The sequence below is a fragment of the Fundicoccus sp. Sow4_D5 genome (assembly GCF_052116365.1).
Taxonomy (GTDB): Bacteria; Bacillota; Bacilli; order Lactobacillales; family Aerococcaceae; genus Fundicoccus.
On the sequence record NZ_JBQKLF010000001.1, the window covers coordinates 460,226 to 477,893 of the forward strand.

Annotated in this window: 19 protein-coding genes; 15 read left to right on the plus strand and 4 right to left on the minus strand. The window is 38.5% G+C overall.

Translation table 11 applies throughout. The features are described 5' to 3' along the window. Window positions 1-220: 220 nt before the first annotated feature. Window positions 221-595 (plus strand): hypothetical protein, encoded by a 375-nt coding sequence (locus tag ACTQ45_RS02245; RefSeq protein ID WP_441750318.1) that lies wholly within the window; start codon window positions 221-223, stop codon window positions 593-595. 415 nt (window positions 596-1,010) lie between these two features. Here ACTQ45_RS02245 and ACTQ45_RS02250 read toward each other — a convergent pair whose 3' ends face one another. Further along, window positions 1,011-1,664, minus strand: coding sequence for an SDR family oxidoreductase (locus ACTQ45_RS02250; RefSeq protein WP_441750320.1), 654 nt, complete (start codon window positions 1,662-1,664; stop codon window positions 1,011-1,013). Window positions 1,665-1,977: 313 nt separating this feature from the next. Here ACTQ45_RS02250 and ACTQ45_RS02255 point away from each other — a divergent pair, with 313 nt between their 5' ends. The 8 genes from ACTQ45_RS02255 (at window position 1,978) to ACTQ45_RS02290 (ending at window position 9,426) form a co-directional block, all read left to right on the plus strand. Next, on the plus strand, window positions 1,978-2,655 hold the full coding sequence (locus tag ACTQ45_RS02255; protein WP_441750321.1) for a hypothetical protein: 678 nt from the start codon (window positions 1,978-1,980) through the stop codon (window positions 2,653-2,655). A 619-nt stretch (window positions 2,656-3,274) separates the two neighbouring features. Then, window positions 3,275-4,207, plus strand: a complete 933-nt coding sequence (locus ACTQ45_RS02260; RefSeq protein WP_441750322.1) for a homoserine O-succinyltransferase — start codon at window positions 3,275-3,277, stop codon at window positions 4,205-4,207. A 10-nt stretch (window positions 4,208-4,217) separates the two neighbouring features. After that, complete coding sequence (locus ACTQ45_RS02265; protein WP_441762838.1) at window positions 4,218-5,306, plus strand: PLP-dependent transferase; 1,089 nt, start codon at window positions 4,218-4,220, stop codon at window positions 5,304-5,306. A 91-nt stretch (window positions 5,307-5,397) separates the two neighbouring features. Next, window positions 5,398-6,582, plus strand: coding sequence for a MalY/PatB family protein (locus ACTQ45_RS02270; RefSeq protein WP_441750324.1), 1,185 nt, complete (start codon window positions 5,398-5,400; stop codon window positions 6,580-6,582). A gap of 351 nt (window positions 6,583-6,933) precedes the next feature. Beyond that, on the plus strand, window positions 6,934-8,322 hold the full coding sequence (locus ACTQ45_RS02275) for a L,D-transpeptidase family protein (RefSeq protein WP_441750325.1): 1,389 nt from the start codon (window positions 6,934-6,936) through the stop codon (window positions 8,320-8,322). 133 nt (window positions 8,323-8,455) lie between these two features. Then, on the plus strand, window positions 8,456-8,788 hold the full coding sequence (locus ACTQ45_RS02280) for a hypothetical protein (RefSeq protein ID WP_441750326.1): 333 nt from the start codon (window positions 8,456-8,458) through the stop codon (window positions 8,786-8,788). After that, window positions 8,788-9,237: a 2-keto-4-pentenoate hydratase gene (locus tag ACTQ45_RS02285; RefSeq protein WP_441762839.1), complete on the plus strand. Its 450-nt coding sequence runs from the start codon at window positions 8,788-8,790 to the stop codon at window positions 9,235-9,237. The genes ACTQ45_RS02280 and ACTQ45_RS02285 overlap by 1 nt, the downstream gene beginning before the upstream one ends. A 15-nt stretch (window positions 9,238-9,252) precedes the next feature. Beyond that, window positions 9,253-9,426: a tautomerase family protein gene (locus ACTQ45_RS02290; protein ID WP_441750328.1), complete on the plus strand. Its 174-nt coding sequence runs from the start codon at window positions 9,253-9,255 to the stop codon at window positions 9,424-9,426. 64 nt (window positions 9,427-9,490) lie between these two features. Here ACTQ45_RS02290 and ACTQ45_RS02295 read toward each other — a convergent pair whose 3' ends face one another. After that, on the minus strand, window positions 9,491-10,534 hold the full coding sequence (locus ACTQ45_RS02295; protein WP_441750329.1) for a superoxide dismutase family protein: 1,044 nt from the start codon (window positions 10,532-10,534) through the stop codon (window positions 9,491-9,493). A gap of 185 nt (window positions 10,535-10,719) precedes the next feature. Between ACTQ45_RS02295 and rimM the strand changes: the two genes are divergently transcribed. From rimM to rplS, 3 genes are all read left to right on the plus strand, one after another. After that, window positions 10,720-11,247, plus strand: coding sequence for a ribosome maturation factor RimM (gene rimM, locus ACTQ45_RS02300; protein ID WP_441750330.1), 528 nt, complete (start codon window positions 10,720-10,722; stop codon window positions 11,245-11,247). Beyond that, window positions 11,237-11,977 carry a tRNA (guanosine(37)-N1)-methyltransferase TrmD gene (gene trmD / locus ACTQ45_RS02305; RefSeq protein ID WP_441763024.1) on the plus strand — a complete coding sequence of 247 codons (741 nt, stop codon included), beginning with the start codon at window positions 11,237-11,239 and terminating at the stop codon, window positions 11,975-11,977. The genes rimM and trmD overlap by 11 nt, the downstream gene beginning before the upstream one ends. A gap of 197 nt (window positions 11,978-12,174) precedes the next feature. Next, window positions 12,175-12,522 carry a 50S ribosomal protein L19 gene (gene rplS, locus ACTQ45_RS02310; RefSeq protein WP_441750331.1) on the plus strand — a complete coding sequence of 116 codons (348 nt, stop codon included), beginning with the start codon at window positions 12,175-12,177 and terminating at the stop codon, window positions 12,520-12,522. A gap of 144 nt (window positions 12,523-12,666) precedes the next feature. Here the strand turns inward: rplS and ACTQ45_RS02315 are convergent, their stop codons facing one another. Further along, window positions 12,667-14,574 (minus strand): fructose-1,6-bisphosphatase, encoded by a 1,908-nt coding sequence (locus ACTQ45_RS02315; protein WP_441762840.1) that lies wholly within the window; start codon window positions 14,572-14,574, stop codon window positions 12,667-12,669. Between the two features lie 224 nt (window positions 14,575-14,798). Between ACTQ45_RS02315 and ACTQ45_RS02320 the strand changes: the two genes are divergently transcribed. After that, window positions 14,799-15,242, plus strand: coding sequence for a hypothetical protein (locus ACTQ45_RS02320; protein WP_441762841.1), 444 nt, complete (start codon window positions 14,799-14,801; stop codon window positions 15,240-15,242). Window positions 15,243-15,284: 42 nt separating this feature from the next. Then, a complete protein-coding gene (locus ACTQ45_RS02325; protein ID WP_441750351.1) occupies window positions 15,285-16,235 on the plus strand; it encodes a YitT family protein in 951 nt (316 codons plus the stop codon). 62 nt (window positions 16,236-16,297) lie between these two features. On the opposite strand, the gene ACTQ45_RS02330 is transcribed toward ACTQ45_RS02325, so the two are convergent. After that, the gene (locus tag ACTQ45_RS02330) at window positions 16,298-17,137 is read right to left on the minus strand and encodes a Cof-type HAD-IIB family hydrolase (RefSeq protein WP_441750352.1); all 840 of its coding nucleotides are present in this window, start codon (window positions 17,135-17,137) and stop codon (window positions 16,298-16,300) included. A gap of 131 nt (window positions 17,138-17,268) precedes the next feature. Here ACTQ45_RS02330 and ACTQ45_RS02335 point away from each other — a divergent pair, with 131 nt between their 5' ends. Further along, window positions 17,269-17,634 (plus strand): metal-sulfur cluster assembly factor, encoded by a 366-nt coding sequence (locus ACTQ45_RS02335; RefSeq protein ID WP_441762842.1) that lies wholly within the window; start codon window positions 17,269-17,271, stop codon window positions 17,632-17,634. The last annotated feature ends 34 nt before the right edge of the window (window positions 17,635-17,668 follow it).

The window sequence follows — 17,668 nt, forward strand, 5'->3', positions numbered from 1 at the left end:
TGAGGATGTTGTTTCATCAGTACGTACGAGAATTAGTTATCATTATTTAAAATCAGAAAAAGAGGGCGAATGATTGAGTTTGATTAGATGGTTTACATATGGGATTTCAGGGACATTATTAAAGCTCACATGAAAAACATAGACTTTCCTCGCTGCTGGTACGGCAATCTTTTACTTGGTTATAAAATTTGGTAAACTATTTAAGTAAGGAGGCGGAATGATGAAATTGACCTTTAGTAAAGAAGACTTAGAAAGTAACCGTGAGATATATGCAGATCAGACTGCAGTTGTAGGGTATACTCAAAAAGCGCGCTATTTAAAGGTGATACCACCAACTTATTACGTGCTAGTTATAGACGATCAACAAATCACGATTATTCAACAGAATTGGAAATTAGATGAGATCGGCGTCACCCAGATCAAATTAAGGGAAATCGAACAACTAAAAATCAGTAAAGTGTTATTGGTTCATCATGTGAGGATACAGACACGCGATAAGAAATATAAACTACATGTCTATCCATTATATTGGCGGCTAGGCGTTTATCAGACAGATTTAGTTAATCGCTTAAAACAATTGGCCACAAATAAATAATATGCTGAAAAAACTAAACGATTTTATGAGAAGGTTTAATGGTGCTTAATTTAAATAGGTCAAAGGCTAAATATTAAGCTTTTATTATGATTACCATTTTGACAACATTTCAAAACTAAACATGTTATAATGTTAATACATGAAAAATATTTTTATGCGAGATTTTAATTTGTTTTAATGAAATTTATTCAAACTGGCGTAACATAGGGTTACAAGGATGCATTAGAGGTTGGGAATGTATCGTTTAAATGAGAAAAAATTAATGTTTAGTAATAGTTAGACCCGCTTTAAGATAAATAATATTAAGTAATTAGGTAGCCTTCTCTACAAAGAGAGGGCTATTGTCCATTCTGGGGATAAAAAAAACACGTTTTCCACTCAATTAGACTGGAAAACGTGTTTTTACATTTGGCTATTACGTTAAGCTATGGATTGCTTCTTCAACTGTGGACTGACCAGCTAACAGTTCAAATTCTTGATGGATGGTCTGATCATTTAATAAAACTGCCACTAATGCTCGTGCAACATCCTCACGAGGAATTTCATTGATTTCCATGTCCATGCCGACTTTGACTTGATTCTTTCCGGGGGTATCAACAAGAATTCCAGGGTGGACAATCGTCCAGGCTAAAGTCGTACGGTTTTTCAACCATTCATCGGCGTAATGTTTGGCGATAGTGTAAATTTGTAAGGCGTTTTCTTTCGCAATTTCTGCGCGGCCCGTACGGAATGTACTGACCATCACAAAACGGTTAACTTTAGCCTGTTCAGCAGCCATCATAGCTTTAATCGCACCATCTAAATCAATTTTCACTGTTTTATCCAGACCTTTTCCTCCGGCACCTGCACTAAAGAGGACGGCATCAACACCGGTCATTGCATGAGCGAGTTCATAAATTGACGCTTTTTCAAGATCCAATAGGACAGTCTCAATTCGCCTTTCTTCGAAAAATGGGAGCTGATCTGGATTACGAATCATTGCAACCTCCTCAATTGCTGGCGTTTCTGTAATAATATCCGCCACGTACTTAGCCACTTTACCATGGGCGCCAATAACTAATACTTTCATATGTATCATTCCTTCCAAATGTCTTCTAGCTTCAACTTAACACATCTAGTGACTACTCGCAACGAAGTCCGTTCAGCGATAAACCTCAGCATGTTAATACGCTTCAATTTTTCCGCCCGACGATGCCTTTACTAATTAATCGAGCTAATATTACTGAATTTGCTAGTGTCTAGAATATTAGGAAGGTGTTTATATAAAAGTATCAAGTTCAGTACCCACAAGTACGAAAATAGATTATAATGATATTGAACGATAAAAAAATTAAAATTAAATCAGGAAGCAGGATCAAAAATCGAAAAGGAGAGGTGACGTAATGTTTGAACAATGGTATTTGATGGAGAAGTTTTATTATGATGACTTAGGAACAATTGTGGCAATTTTTATTATTCTGAGTATTCTTTCAATTTCCACCTTGAGTCATTTAAGACATTTATTTCCTAAAATCGTCAACGGACTCTTCTTGGTTTTCCTCCTGCTAGCCGGCAGTTTCATCTATCAAAATTATCAGGTGCATGGAGATTTGATGGCACGAGCAAAGCATGTTAATCCAGCTATACGTGATTTTAAAAGGAGTTTTTACCGTGACCAAATTTATACGAATTATGAGAAAAACCTTTATCGCAATGACTACATGGGGAATTATTTCAAAGCCATCGGTTTATATGGCGAACTCGATCAGGTTGAAGAGGTCACATTTTTAGGGCGTGATACCTTTGATTATTTATATTTCAAAATTGATGATAAGGTTTATTTGACGATTGAAAAATGGGTTCAGTTTTCTGATCAAACAAGTGACACGAGTCGAGTGGGCGTTCATTACGAACTGCTGGATCCACAATTAGTTGAGCTCGGCTTTGTTCCCAAGTCACGAGTGTTTTTCCAACACTTTACTGTCCCGACTTCGTTAGAGACGTTAGAATATCAAGCTGCACCAAATGTTAAAGTGCTTCAGCATCGCGATATTGTCTCTAAATGGGTGTCACCTAGCTAGAGCAAAGCTAAATTACCAAAAAATTTAGGAGCCATTCAATCGGCGATCAACGGAATTCATTTTCCTTGATGGCTTATTTTGGCTGGAATATTTATCAAAGTTACCTAAATAAACGGATAACACACAACAGCTGCAAATACCAAATCCAAGCATCACCTATAAACTGAAGCCTAAGCGGGAAAAGTTCGATTGTCGAACCAAGCTTTTTAATAAGTAGCATTTTAAAGAATAAGAATTGACTTCTTCATTTTAAAAGGGTATATTATAATCAATAACCAACTTATCTAATCTAATTATAATTAAAAGATGAATAAATAATTAATGCTATGATGAGAAGAGTAACGACTTAAGCAACATATCAGAGAACCCGGATGCTGAGAAAGGGATTGTTCAATAGTCGTGAAGATGAGCTCTGAGTATTTAAGTGGTTCACGCCATTTGAACGTCCGCTCTCGATAACGAGCTAGGCAACTGATAATCTGTTTACAGGTGCTAATAAGGTGTAAAGCGTCAGCTTTGCACGAATTTGGGTGGTAACACGATAAAACGTCCCTTTGCGAATCAATGTGATTTGCGAAGGGACGTTTTTTATTTATTATGTGAAAAGGAGGGCTTAAACGTGCCAATAAAAATTATTGAAGGCCTACCAGTCCGCAAACATTTAAAAGAAGAACAGGTTTACACGATAGAACATGCTCGCGCTATCAAACAGGATATTCGACCGCTTCGGATTTTGATTGTAAATCTAATGCCTAACAAGGAAGCGACAGAACTCCATTTATTGAGACTTTTAGGCAATACTGCCCTGCAAATTGATGTTGACTTTCTTTATACTAAAACTCACACCAGTCAACATACGTCGACCAGCTATTTACGGCAATTCTATAAACATTTCGCTGAGGTTCAGGAGGAGTATTATGATGGCATGATTGTGACAGGCGCGCCGGTTGAGCACCTTGAATATCAGGCGATTGATTATATTAAAGAACTTGATGATATCATGCGCTGGTCACAAACGCATGTCTACTCGCGACTTTTCATCTGCTGGGCAGCTCTTTATGCACTGAATTATGACCATAAGATTGATCGAATACGGCTCGAAAATAAACTCTTTGGCGTCTTTGATTACCAGACGATTCAAGCGGATCATCCTTATTTGCGGGGCTTCGATGATACGTATGCGGTTCCGCAATCTAGGCACGTATCAGTCGATTGGGACACAATTAAGCAAAGAAGTGAAATAAGAGTTCTAACCGCTCATGAGACGTTTGGCCCTGATATTCTAACGACGAGTGATCAACGGGATTTATACGCTTTAGGGCATTTGGAATATGACCGTCAAACATTAAAACAAGAGTATGATCGCGATATTAGTCGGGGACTCGAGCAAGCAATCCCAAATGGTTATTATCCAGAGGATGATCCAGAAAAACAACCGATTAATAGCTGGAAAAGTCATGGTTATTTACTTTATAACAATTGGTTGAATGAAACATACCAACATACATTATATGATTTGAGTGGCTTAGCCCAACTCGATAGAAAACTTTAGGAGGCATTTCATGACACATTTATCAACCGACTTAGCTCAATTAGGTAACCGACAAGACGCCGCAACAGGCGCAATTAGTTTACCGATTCACCTTTCGACAACGTATGCTCACCCAGGCCTTGGATCTAGTACGGGCTTTGATTATACACGCACGAAGAACCCGACTCGCGCAGTCCTTGAAGCAGGTTTAGCCAAATTAGAAGGTGGTAGTCATGCATTTGCGACAAGTTCTGGGATGAGTGCCATTCAATTAGTTTTTCAGTTATTTGATCCAGGTAGTACGTTTTTAGTTTCACGCGATTTATATGGTGGCACTTACCGTTATTTCACGGAATTAGAAAGACTGGGAGTCGCAAATTTTATATATTATACTGATTTGGAAAATTTGAAGATTCAGCTAACTAATTCTGTGACAGCAGTCTTCATTGAAACTCCGACTAATCCCTTGATGCAAGAAGTCGATCTAAAAGAAATAGGCGGGTGGACGCAACAAATCAAGGCAACATTAATTGTAGACAATACATTATTGACACCTCTGAGACAAAGACCCTTAGATGACGGGGCACAAATTGTTATTCACTCAGGCACGAAATACTTAACGGGGCATAATGATATTCTGGCGGGAGTCGTAGTGACAAATGTCCCGGAATTAGGTGAACGTTTAGAATGGTTGGCCAATACAACCGGCCCAACTTTATCCCCCTTTGATAGTTGGTTGTTTATACGAAGCCTAAAGACACTACCTTTAAGAGTTGATCGTCAAGAAGAAACAGCCTTTAAAGTTGTGACCGCTTTACGTGAGCATTCAGCGGTTAAAGATGTTCTATTTGCTGGCAAAGGGTCGATGATTAGTATTCGCTTGCAATCTGAAGCGGCGGTCGGCCCCTTTCTAGAAGCCTTGGAATTATTCACTTATGCTGAAAGTTTGGGTGGAGTAGAGAGTTTAATAACTTATCCAACCACTCAAACGCATGCGGATATCCCTAAAGAGTTACGTGAAGCGTATGGCTTAACTCCAGATTTACTTCGCCTATCCATCGGTCTAGAAGAGGCAGAGGATTTAATCACGGATTTAAATCAAGCGCTAAAGCTTATTTAATGAATAATGGAAACGCATAGCTGACTTTACTGATTGACATCTGGTAGGCTATAATTGAGAAAATGATAATTTATCAGGAGGAGACGTGACTATGGATACAGCAACTTTTATTGAACGTTATTATACCGATCGTAAAGGAACGAACTCTTTGAAATGGGACTTAGTCGACCAACGGTTTGAAGGTGAAAATTTACTTCCTTTATGGGTCGCAGACATGGATTTCAAAGTGGCGGATGCGATTACTGAAGCCTTTAAAGAACGTTTAGATCATGGGGTTTATGGTTATTCATTAGTTCCAGATTCATATTTTGTTGCCTACAGTAGTTGGATGAAAAAGCGCTTTAATTTTGAAATTGATCAAGAATGGCTTCGATTTACACCCGGGATTGTACAAGCTTTATACTACTTTATGCATGTTTATACTAAGCCAAATGATGCAGTAGTTATTTTAACGCCCGTATACTATCCTTTCCACAATGCCGTTCGTGATACGGGGCGACAATTAATTACTGTCGATTTAGTGAATGAAGAAAATGTCTTTAGTATTGATTTTGATGCTTTTGAAGAAGCAATTATCGCAAACGATGCAAAAGTATTTATCCATTGTTCACCGCACAATCCAACCGGCCGTGTCTGGAGTGAAGACGAACAAATGCGTTTGTTTGAAATTTGCGAAAAACACGACGTTCTAATTATCTCTGATGAAATTCATCAAGACTTCACCTATGATGATAGTCGTCATATCCCATCGGCGAGAGTTGCAGACGGGAAGTACAGTGATCGAATCATTACCGCAAACTCGGCCTCTAAATCCTTTAATTTAGCTGCTTTAGGCCATTCAAACATTCTGATTCCTAATGCAGACTTAAGACAAGCATATGATTCCTTTGCAGCCACGATGATTCAAACTGAGGCTAATCTATTCGGCGTGATCGCTACTGAGGCAGTTTATACAGATGGTGCTGAATGGCTGGAGTCAGTTAAGGAGATTATTTCGGACAATTATATACAAGCTAAAATGAAGTTACAGGCAGCCTTTCCGGAAATAACTATCAGTCCATTGCAAGGGACTTACTTGATGTTTATTGACTTAAATCCGATTCTCAAAGGTAACGATATTATCGATTTTATGCAGAATAGTTGTGGTGTTGCGATTGATTACGGCGAATGGTTTGGCCAGGGCTATGAAGGCTATATTCGCATGAATTTAGCAACTAAGTTTGAGCTTGTAGAACAAGCGGTCGATGCGATTATACGTGAAGCGAAGAAATTATAGGTAGTTGATCAAGCGGCTATAATATATTCTCGGTGCTGCCACTCATGTTGGTATCATCGAGTTTGTTTATATTATGAGTGGGAATTCCCAATCCATTCCTGACTACCATTCTGATTTTATTGGTAAGCGTTAGCTTGATGTTGTACTCTTTTTAGCTCACGTGGATGTCGATTGCTTCACTTTGCTAACAGGTCGAAGGATATCTTATCCTTCGAAAATTTGCGGCAATTGTCGATGAACCTATTTATTTACTTTTTACCTAAAACTCTTATATATTTCCATCAATCTTAATTATTTCTTCATAATTACTTGATAAACTAATCTAAAAGAATGAATAGGAGGCCTTTGCTTATGAAGCGATTTAAGAAACCACTCATGATAGCTCTAAGTTTAATTGGATTAGTATATTTAATAGGTATGATTTTTTATAGTGGTCGTTTCCAGGCGAATACGCTCTATGCAGGTAGCAATATTAGTCATATGACCCTAGCAGATGCTAAACAACATATTCAAAAGGAATTGTCGAAGAATCGCCTAATTCTGTTAGAAAATGACACTGAATTTGGACAAATCGAGTTGAGTAAATTATATCCCGATTTTGATCCTTCAGTCGAATTAGATCATGCATTATCTGAACAAGATGCCTTTATGTGGAGCAGAGGCTTGGTTCAGCAGAACATGATTTTAAGTGACAAACTAAATGACATGCCTATTGACCAAGAGGTTTTGGAAAATGAGCTAGAAATTATTGGAATTAATCAAGAAAATCGAAGCTCAAGCCAGAATGCTTCGGTCGAATATAATGACGAACAAGGCTACTATCTTCAAGAGGAAGTTGTTGGGACACAACTCGATATGAATGCTTTAAAACAAGGTATCATCGACGCAGTTCAGAATAAAGAATCAAGTCTTGAATTGAGTCAGTATTATATTCAACCCGAAATAACTCAGGCTAACGAAGCAATCGTCAATAAAATAACACAAATCAAACAACTTTCTGATACACAAATCACTTATACTATGTCAGGTGAAGAGGTCACGATTCCTCAAACTGAAATTGAAAAATGGATATATTTTGACGAAGCTGGCGAAGCGCTTTTAGATGAAGCGAGTGTTTGGACTTACATCTCAGAATTGGATGCAGAATATGCTTCTTTGCATCAATACCGCGATTTCCAATCGACTTTACAAGGTGTCGTCACAATTGATCCGCAAATTTATGGTTGGACCTTTGATTTTGAAACGGAGGTAGCCGCTTTAATCGCTGAAATCTATGCCGGTGAGACAGTCAAACGTGAACCACATTATACAGGCAATATTTACACAAATGATATTAAAGAAAAAGATGATATTGGGAATAGTCATGTGGAAATCGATCTTGATCATCAAATGTTGTATGTCTACTTGGACGGTGAATTGGCTTTATCAACTGAGGTTGTGACCGGTTTGCCACCGTTGATGGAAACTATTCCAGGCGCTTGGAATATACTTTACAAAGAGACAGACGCCGTTTTGAAAGGTTACAATCCGCAACGTGATAAAGACTATGCGACTCCGGTTAATTACTGGGTTCCGTTTGACTGGGAAGGCATGGGGATTCATGATGCGTCTTGGCAAGGCACTTTCGGCGGTGACGTTTGGACTTATGCAGGTTCGAACGGCTGTATTAATATTCCAACCTCTGTAATGCCAAATCTGTTTGATTTAGTCGATACAGGAATGCCGGTGATTATCTTTTAATGAGTTTGTTGTGACTGGTGGAACAAGTCGTTCTTCTCTGAGCAACGTTAGGGGTTATTTTTCAATAAATGCGTATAATAGATAGTGTCTTGTTGGCTAAAATTTGATTGAAGAGATAGAGAGTAGGCATAATATGGATTCAATGAGGTTTAAAGATGCAGCTCGGTATGTTTATGACGGCGAGAAATTTAAGCGCGAGATTGTGAAGTTAACGGAAGAAATATGGCCTGATTTAACGGTTGATGAGGCGTATTTGATTCAAAAAGAAGTTTTAAGATTACGTGAGGCAGATGGTCAATCACTTTACGCACCGAAAATGGGTTTGACTTCAAAAGCGAAGTGGGATCAAATGGGCGTCGATTCGCCGATTGTCGGTTACATTTTTGGCGATATGTTGGAAAAAAAAGGACGATTAGTTTATCGGATTATATTCATCCGAAAATTGAACCAGAAATTGCGTTTGTGATGAAGCAGGAATTATCAGGTGACGTCACTGTTGAGGATGTTTTAAAGAATACAGACTATGTCTTAAGTTGTGCGGAAGTCATTGATAGTCGGTATTTGAATTTTGATTTTACACTAACTGATGTGATTGCAGATAATACATCGGCGAGTGGTGCGATTTTTGGGATTGAAAAATTTTCAGTCGATCAATTAGATTTAGTAACAGAAAAGGTCGCCATCAAGGTCAATGGCAAGCTTGCGGTTGAAGGCAGTGGCAGAGACGTCCTCGGCCATCCAGCTTTAGCGATTGTTGAACTGGCGAAACATCTGGCTAAAGTGGGCAAACCAGTCCCAACTGGTGTACCCATTATGACTGGTGGCATGTCCTCGGCAGTTTTACTTGAAGTAGGCGATGACGTAGAGATTGTGTATTCAACTTTAGAAACGATTCAGTTTAAAGTAATTGATTAAAAGGAGATAAATAGTATGCCATATGTAAGAATCCAATTAAAAGCTGGCCGCACAGAAGAACAAAAGGCGAAGTTAGCTAAAGAAATTATTGATTTAATGGAAGACAGCGAATTTGCGGACCGTCAAGCAATTCGTGTGATTTTTGAAGATATGTTGCCAGAGGATTTCTATTCCGGTCAACATTTTTAATTTAACACTAAAAGGGACCTCGTCTAAAAACGAAGTCCCTTTTATTTTATCCAAAATATGACACTTATTCCTCGGAGTTAGACTCCGATTCAGTTGCCTCGTCAACCGAACTTGTGTTTGAAGACTCGGTGTCTGTATTGTCTGTTTCAGAACTTTCAGAGTCTGTCGCTGCTTCAGACTCTGATTCTGCATTCGAACTTTCTTCGTCAGAAACCTCGCTCGTTTCATCATCTGTTGCGGGCGACTCTTCACTCATTGGTGCAAAAATGACACCACCAATCATACCGTAACCAGCAGTTCCAATTGGCTGAGTTTCATAATCATCGGCACCTTCATGAATAATTAAGGATGTACCATTCTCCGTTCTTAATGTATAAGGTGCTTCAGGATCTAATGAAACATTTGATACAACTAAGACGATGTTAACTTTGCCATCTTTGCCAACGATTAAGTTAGGGAAGTCGCCAATGTGCGGACCGCCTTCAGCATGAATGCCGTGACTGGTTCCTGTTGGATTGAAATGTCCCAGTGCATCCATAAATGTTGGCGCTGTTGCTTTTCCGTATTCATGAATATGGAAGCCGTATTCGCCTTCTTCTAGACCTTCCAGTTCCAAGCTTAAAATAACGCCATTTGCTGCTTCTTCAAACGTAGCCGTTCCCATTGAGTCGCCGTCTTGGTTAATCATTTCCACGACAACTGGGGCAATCTCAACTGTCGCGTCTTCAACTGCTTCGTCTGAAACGTCTGCCTCATCAGATTCAGTGCTTTCTTCGTCATCCGCTACTTCTGATTCCGTACTTTCAACATCGTCTGAAGCTGCCGATTGGTCATCACCCACTTCGTCGCTAGTTGCTTCATTTGAATCGCTCGACTCTGAGTTATCTTCTGACGCGACTTCAGATTCTGCGTCTGACGATTCACTATTTGCATCCTCTGCTAAACTTTCTTCTTCCTCAACCGATTCGACCGATTCAACCGATTCTTCGACAAGTTCTGTCGTTTCTGCAGAACTCACTTCCGTTGTAGGTTCTTCTTGTGGATCCATACATGCAACCATTAAGAGAGTGACACCTGACAGTAATAAAACTTTTAAGCTTTTTTTCATAGGCAATTTACCTCTTTCTTAGTTTATAGGCTAAGTTTACCAAAAAAAGAAAGCGCATTCAATTGAATGGACCTTTTAAAATCAATACAAAAGTCAAGCAATCGTCCTACTAGAAGACTAGCAGTGTGAAATGCGATAAAATTTTGGTATACTAGAAAAGAATTTGAGAAAAGTGAGGCAGAATAATGACGGATATAAAGATTGCGCGCATTGTAAATACATTTGGCGTGCGTGGCCAAATAAAAGTAATTTCAGAAACAGATTTCGAAGATGAGCGATTTAAAGTGGGGCAGAAGCTGAAAGTCATGAAGGATGACCAGATAATTGCTGAAGTTACGGTGTCATCTTCACATATAAATAAAGGTACTTATTCAATTGGGTTTGATGAATATGATAATATCAACCAGATTGAACATTTCAAGAATGGTTGGTTAGTCATTGATGCATCTGAGCAAGGTGAATTACCTGAAGATGAATTTTATCAACATCAAATTATTGGTTTAACTGTTAAGACGACGGATGGACGCGAGTTAGGGGTAATCAAAGAGATTTTAGCCCTAGGATCGAACGATGTCTGGGTAGTCAAACATCAAAATTCTAAGAAAAAAGATATTCTATTACCGTATATTGAAGACGTAATTAAATCAGTTAACCTTGAAACCGGCGAAGTATTGGTTGAACTAATGGATGGCTTAGTTGATGATGAAGATTGATGTTTTAACGCTTTTTCCAGAGATGTTCGGTCCGATGAATCAATCCTTGATGGGTTCAGCACAAGAAAAGGGTATCATTGAATTTAAGACCCATGATTTCAGACAATTCGCTGTCAACAAACATGGCCATGTCGATGATTATCCGTATGGTGGGGGCGCTGGTATGTTGCTACAAGTTCCACCGATTGTGGAAACCTTAGAGTCGATTCAACCAGCCGATGATGCGCGGATTATTTTAATGGATCCAACAGGTGTACCGTTCTCGCAAGAAATTGCCCAAGAATGGTCCACTGCCTCACAACTTGTCTTTATTTGTGGCCACTATGAGGGCTTTGATGAAAGAGTGAGAAACTACGTGACCGACGAGGTATCATTAGGCGATTACGTGCTGACCAATGGCGAATTACCAACGATGGTTATGGTTGATGCGACGGTCAGATTAATCCCAGAAGTGGTCGGAAATGCGGAATCGATTGTCAATGAATCGCATCAGAATAATCTATTGGAGCACCCTCAATATACACGCCCGCGAGAATTTCGTGGTCAAGAAGTTCCGGAAATCCTCTTAAGTGGGCATCACGGCAACATTGAACTGTGGCAACGTAAGGAAGCGATTCGTCGTACGTTTGAACGTCGACCTGATTTACTTGCGCAGGCCGATTTATCGCCACAAGAAATAGCTTGGTTAGAAGAATTTAAACAAAATAAGAATTCCACTGACCAAATATAACTGACAGTCCTGTAGTAATCAGCAGAAGAATTATTTTTGGAAGTATTCTGGTGAGAAAATTTACTAAATCAAGTAAAAAGCCTTTACAAGTTGTTTTATTCTAGTATAATAGAAAAAGTGGTCGAGAGACCTTAACTAACGATATTCCGCTAAGTAGCTTATCTATTTAAGAATGTTTGTTGAAAGGAGATAAAAACATGAGTAAATTAATTGAAACAATTACTTCAACTCAGTTACGTAACGATGTTCCTGATTTCCGCCCTGGAGATACTGTTCGTGTACACGCAATGATCGTGGAAGGCGAACGTGAACGTATCCAATTATTCGAAGGTTTAGTAATTAAACGTCGTGGTGCTGGTATCAGCGAGTCTTATACTGTTCGTAAAATTTCTAACGGTGTTGGTGTAGAACGTACATTCCCTGTACATACTCCACGTGTAGCTAAATTAGAAGTTATTCGTAAAGGTAAAGTTCGTCGTGCTAAATTATACTACATTCGTGCTCTATCTGGTAAAGCTGCCAGAATTAAAGAACGCGGAAGATAATTCAGAATTCAAAGAAGCTAAGAGTTGCGATTCTATCGCAGTCCTTAGCTTCTTTTTCTGTTTGAAAAAAAATATAAATGTGTATAAAATCAAATGACACTCCAACTTTTCTCTTAAAGAAGAGTTGGAGTGTCATTGAACATATTAACTTAAGTTAATATCCGGTCTTTCATCGTGTCCCCAAGAATAGCGTAGTCGGTTGGCTTGTTGAACCAGACCTTTTCCAATGTCAGTATTTAAAACTTTAGCGCGTTTGTTGCGATGGGCAACAATTTCTTGAGTAGGTAGAATATCACGATAGTTGGCAATCGCATCTTCTTTCGTCGTGAAGGGTTGATGTGCCACTAAATAGACCTCGTGAGAATTGTCAACAAGCGTATAGCCAGCGATACCTGTTTCTTTCTGATAAGGCTTTGCTAGTCCACCATCAATGACGAGCATTTTCCCACTCGCTTTTATCGGCAATTCACCTTTGATTGTTTTAACAGGTGTGTGACCATTGATAATATAGCCATCTGACGCTAGACCAAATTCTTCAAGTAACTTCACACAGAAAGCTTCGTCTGAACGTAACTCATAATAGGCGTTTTTAGCTTCGTCATGCAATGTTTTATCGTTAGAGAAATAACGTTCGAAAGTTTTCATTGTTTTCTTTCCAAATAGGTTGGAAGCTTCTCCGCACCATAAATACCAAACGACATCTGTTGCGAAATCATCATAAACATTTGGCTGTTCGTAAGCTTTATAAATGGCTTGCGTAAAGTAATCCATTAAAGCGCGACCTTTAAAAGTTTCTCCTTCAAATGTTACTTCAAGCAGTTCCCCCTCAGGCGTACAAGGGATGCAGCCGTGGAATAATAAGTTCCCATTATAAGTTAAATAGAGTGTGCCTTGAGTCACTAAAAAGTCAATGTGTTTTTGTAGTGATTCAGAACTTTGGAATTGGTGTAATAAATCACGCAATACTAACTCTTCACCTAATGTAAGCTCGTAAGGGTCTTCTTCATAGACTTTTTGGAAGCAACTATTTTCTAAAGGATAATCCTTACCGTTAACTGTTAGAGTTTGACGGTCCTGGGATAATTTATCAAATAATAAACGGTCCTCCATATTAAATTCTGGACGTCGTTTAATGATTTCCCCCTCAACTTTGAATTGCATAATTGAAATTGCTTGGTGCATCCGTGTAATATCTAATGCCTCTTGTTCGGATAAGTGTGATTGATCACCTTTAGGTCGAAAGGATGGATTGTCTGAATAGTAACGTTCACCGTACTTGGCTAATCTTGATAAATCAATAGCGTATGTGTCCATCAACTCAGTATGCCCATAGCGCAACGTGATTCTCAAAACATTACATAAACAAGCGATTGATCCACTATACGCACCAATCCAAATCAAGTCATGGTTTCCTAACTGGATATCTAAAGAAGGGACGTCCATTAACTTATCCATAATTTTATCAGGATCCGGCCCACGGTCGTAGATATCTCCCAAGACATGTAAGTGGTCCACGACAAAACGTTGAATTAGATTAGCCAGCACAATCGCAAAATTATTCGCTAAATCAAGATCGACGATTGTTACGTAAATCGACTTATAATATTCTTCTTTATTATCCGTCTCGTCATATTGGTATAATAATTCTTCTAAAATATAGGCATATGCTTGAGGCAAAGCTTTACGTACTTTAGACCGTGTATACTTTGTTGAGACAAAGCGGGTAACTTGAACCAAATGGTCGAGTAATTGATACCACTCGGCATTGCTTTTTTCAACAGTGGCTAATAAATCTTCAGGGTAATATATGTAAAAACAAAGTTCCTTTTGTTCTGCTTCAGTCAGTTGAGTATCAAATAGTTCATTTACTTTTAAACTAATGACGCCTGAGCAGTTACGTAATATATGGTCAAAGGCTTCAAATTCACCGTGTAAATCACTGATGAAGTGTTCAGTAGCTTTCGGTAATTGTTGGATGGCTTCAAGGTTAATGATTTCGATTAAAGCATCCATCCGCTGGTCCTGACTAGAAGTTGCTTGGGCTTGTGTCATTTTTAAAACGCTCCTTTATCTTCGCGATTAAATCTGTTTCTCATCATATTTTCATTATGACAATCATACCATATAAAGATGTTACCGGTAACATCTCTTTCTTATAAAAACACTAAAAATTCCATATAGCACAATTTTTGAGTTTGGTTTTATTATAGTGCTTTATTTGTTATACTTATAAAGGATGTATTTTGTCCAAAATATGTTGAAAATGGGGTTTTAGCATGTCACAATTTAAACAAGATTTTGAAGCTTTATTAACTGAAAAGAAATTACCTTCTTCTTATAAAGAAATTGAAAATGGACATCATCTCTATCGTTTTCAATTTAGAGTAACAAAAGAGACCGCGTTAATCGTAGAAGTGATTATTCAGAATACTGATAAATCGTATAGTGATGCTCAAATTATTTACCGTCACATACACATGTTGCGCGATTATAATGCACGTGGCAAGGCATTAGAGGTCATTAATGATTTAAATGAAATGAAAACAGGTTATTATGGTTTATTCCTTGCGGGAGATGGAGAAGTTTTCTTGCGCTCATTACTGCGTATTGGCACGGATCCAAGACCCCTATATGATACAATTGTCTTAGGTTCTGCCATCGCAAAAGGCTTACAGCCTCAATTAGTAGCAGAATTAGGTGAATCAGCAAAGAGAAATTAAACTCCAATCTAAGACTTAAATTGATATAGAGGAGAAGGTGTCGTGTTAAATCGGTTAATATCAGAAAAACCATGGGCGAATACAGTTCTACAATTAGTAGTGGTCGTCTTCGCATCAATCAGTTATGGTTTTGCATTAAATGTTTTTTTAATTCCAGGGAATATCTATAGTAGTGGTGTGACTGGAATCGCACAATTAATTAGCTATTATACAAATAAGACTGCTTTTGCGACTCTTTTGACCACTGGTAACTTAAACTTTCTTCTAAATATACCATTGATTATCTTAAGTTATTATCGTTTAGGAAGAACGTTTACAATCATGTCACTATTAGTCGTTGTAGGGACAACAATTTCCGCAAATACTCTGCCAATTGCTGGTATATCTGAGAATCCGTTATTAAATGCGATAATGGGTGGCGTGATTTCTGGACTCGGTGGGGGCTTAACTATTAAGGTCGGTATGTCTTCAGGAGGTATGGATATTGTTTCTGTACTTATTTCAAGAATGACCGGAATGAATGTCGGCTCCTTATCTTTCATTATTAATCTCTTTGTCATGGGAGCAGCGGGGCTTTTATTTGGTTGGGAGTTTGCCCTATATACGTTAATTTCGATTTATGTGGGTTCACGTGTCGTCGATACGATTCATACAAACGAACAGGTATTGACTGCCTTTATCGTGACGAACCGAACCGACGAAGTGATTGCTTCCATCTTTAAGCGAATTGTGCGTGGGGCAACAATCTTAGAAGGCCAAGGTGGTTATTCTAAAGATAAGCGTGATGTCGTAATGGTTGTTGTTAACCGTTATGAAATTCATGATTTACAAATAGCGGTGACTGAAGCAGATCCAAGTGCCTTCATCAATATGATTCAGTCGACAAAAGTTTCAGGTCGTTTTTTATCTCGCGATCAACAAAAGTCTTTGCGTAAAGAAGTTGCATTGATTGACCATGAAGCCGAAAAAACAGAAGTGATTGAGACAGTATAAATAAAAAAGAATAGGTCTGACTGTGGAGCATGCTCTACAGTCAGACCTATTTTGAACGGTGATTACTTTTCGACGATTGCTTCAACAGGAATGTCTAATGAAAATCGTTCAATCAAGTGACGGGCTAAGCCGTCTTCATCATTAGTATATTCTGTTTCTTCGTTCGATACTGCTTTGACAGTTGAACGACCATTTTTCATTGCGACACCCACTCCAGCAAATTGCAACATTTCTAAGTCGTTTTCCTCATCGCCGAAAGCGATGATTTTTGCTTGAGGAATTCGGTAAAACTCTGCAATTCTTTGGACACCAATTGCTTTGTTAATGCCTTTATGAACCACTTCCAATACAGGAAGTTCGCCTCCCCATGTACGCACAGACACGTAATCGCCATAGGCTTGATTAATATTCTGTTCGATGGTCTTTTGCTTTTCTTCAGCTGAAAATATAGTCAAAGCTGTCGGGTTAAAAGTCAATGATTCGCGTGATAGTTTATCGACGTTTGCTAAATCAACCGGATAGTAGGGACTATCTGGTAATTGAAGTGAAGTTGTATATAATCTGTCGCGACCTTCAGCCATCAATAATTCAATTTCCAACTTCTCTTGATTGGCAAACAGTTCAAATGCAATCTCACGATCCAAGTCTTGATGATAGTATGGCAGCCAGTTGGGCTGTCCAGGGAAATGACAGAGGGCGCCATTAAAGTTGACCATCGGAGCCTGAATATTCAGTTGGCGGTATAAATCGGAACTATTACGAAAAGGTCGTCCAGTCACAATCGAAATTAGATGTCCTTGCTCGCTTAACAGTCGTAATGTTCGAATCGTTAAGCGACTTAATTGTGATTTATCATTTAGTGTGGTGCCATCTAAATCGATAGCGATGAGTTGTTGCTGCATAATCAATCTCCTTTTGTTATATTCTTTACGATTATAACAGAATCTTAGGTTTCGAACCAATTTATCCCTCTACCCCTATGCCTTCTTTTGTGATAAAGTAAACAGGAGACTATTTTGAGAGGAGTATTCTGATGACTGATTTACCAGAGAGCATACCAGAATCAAGTGATGATTTTAATCTGAGTGCTGAGCAAGAGATGAAACAACGGATTATTGAACAACTGGAATTAGTGATTGATCCAGAATTAGGAATAGATATTGTCAACTTAGGTTTAGTTTATGATGTGGAATATCGTGAAAATAATGTAGCTTATGTCTTGATGACACTGACAACACCGGCTTGTCCATTGGCAGATGTGATTTTTGATGAAGTTGATCGTACTGTAAAGGCATTGGCCGAAGTGGACGAGGTTAAGTTAGAATTATCATTTTATCCACCTTGGCAACCAGACCGTATGAGTCGATATGCAAGAATAGCGCTTGGCTTTTCTGGTTAGATAAACTAATAATATATTTGATTTTAAAGAAACA

Coding starts and splice junctions, on each gene's coding strand:
- rplS (WP_441750331.1), top strand. CDS start 12,175: ATGAGTAAATTAATTGAAACAATTACTTCAACTCAGTTACGTAACGAT.
- ACTQ45_RS02265 (WP_441762838.1), top strand. CDS start 4,218: ATGACACATTTATCAACCGACTTAGCTCAATTAGGTAACCGACAAGAC.
- ACTQ45_RS02295 (WP_441750329.1), bottom strand. CDS start 10,534: ATGAAAAAAAGCTTAAAAGTTTTATTACTGTCAGGTGTCACTCTCTTA.
- ACTQ45_RS02315 (WP_441762840.1), bottom strand. CDS start 14,574: ATGACACAAGCCCAAGCAACTTCTAGTCAGGACCAGCGGATGGATGCT.
- ACTQ45_RS02255 (WP_441750321.1), top strand. CDS start 1,978: ATGTTTGAACAATGGTATTTGATGGAGAAGTTTTATTATGATGACTTA.
- ACTQ45_RS02285 (WP_441762839.1), top strand. CDS start 8,788: ATGAAGCAGGAATTATCAGGTGACGTCACTGTTGAGGATGTTTTAAAG.
- ACTQ45_RS02320 (WP_441762841.1), top strand. CDS start 14,799: ATGTCACAATTTAAACAAGATTTTGAAGCTTTATTAACTGAAAAGAAA.
- ACTQ45_RS02275 (WP_441750325.1), top strand. CDS start 6,934: ATGAAGCGATTTAAGAAACCACTCATGATAGCTCTAAGTTTAATTGGA.
- trmD (WP_441763024.1), top strand. CDS start 11,237: ATGAAGATTGATGTTTTAACGCTTTTTCCAGAGATGTTCGGTCCGATG.
- ACTQ45_RS02280 (WP_441750326.1), top strand. CDS start 8,456: ATGGATTCAATGAGGTTTAAAGATGCAGCTCGGTATGTTTATGACGGC.
- ACTQ45_RS02330 (WP_441750352.1), bottom strand. CDS start 17,137: ATGCAGCAACAACTCATCGCTATCGATTTAGATGGCACCACACTAAAT.
- ACTQ45_RS02245 (WP_441750318.1), top strand. CDS start 221: ATGAAATTGACCTTTAGTAAAGAAGACTTAGAAAGTAACCGTGAGATA.
- ACTQ45_RS02290 (WP_441750328.1), top strand. CDS start 9,253: ATGCCATATGTAAGAATCCAATTAAAAGCTGGCCGCACAGAAGAACAA.
- ACTQ45_RS02335 (WP_441762842.1), top strand. CDS start 17,269: ATGACTGATTTACCAGAGAGCATACCAGAATCAAGTGATGATTTTAAT.
- ACTQ45_RS02270 (WP_441750324.1), top strand. CDS start 5,398: ATGGATACAGCAACTTTTATTGAACGTTATTATACCGATCGTAAAGGA.
- ACTQ45_RS02250 (WP_441750320.1), bottom strand. CDS start 1,664: ATGAAAGTATTAGTTATTGGCGCCCATGGTAAAGTGGCTAAGTACGTG.
- rimM (WP_441750330.1), top strand. CDS start 10,720: ATGACGGATATAAAGATTGCGCGCATTGTAAATACATTTGGCGTGCGT.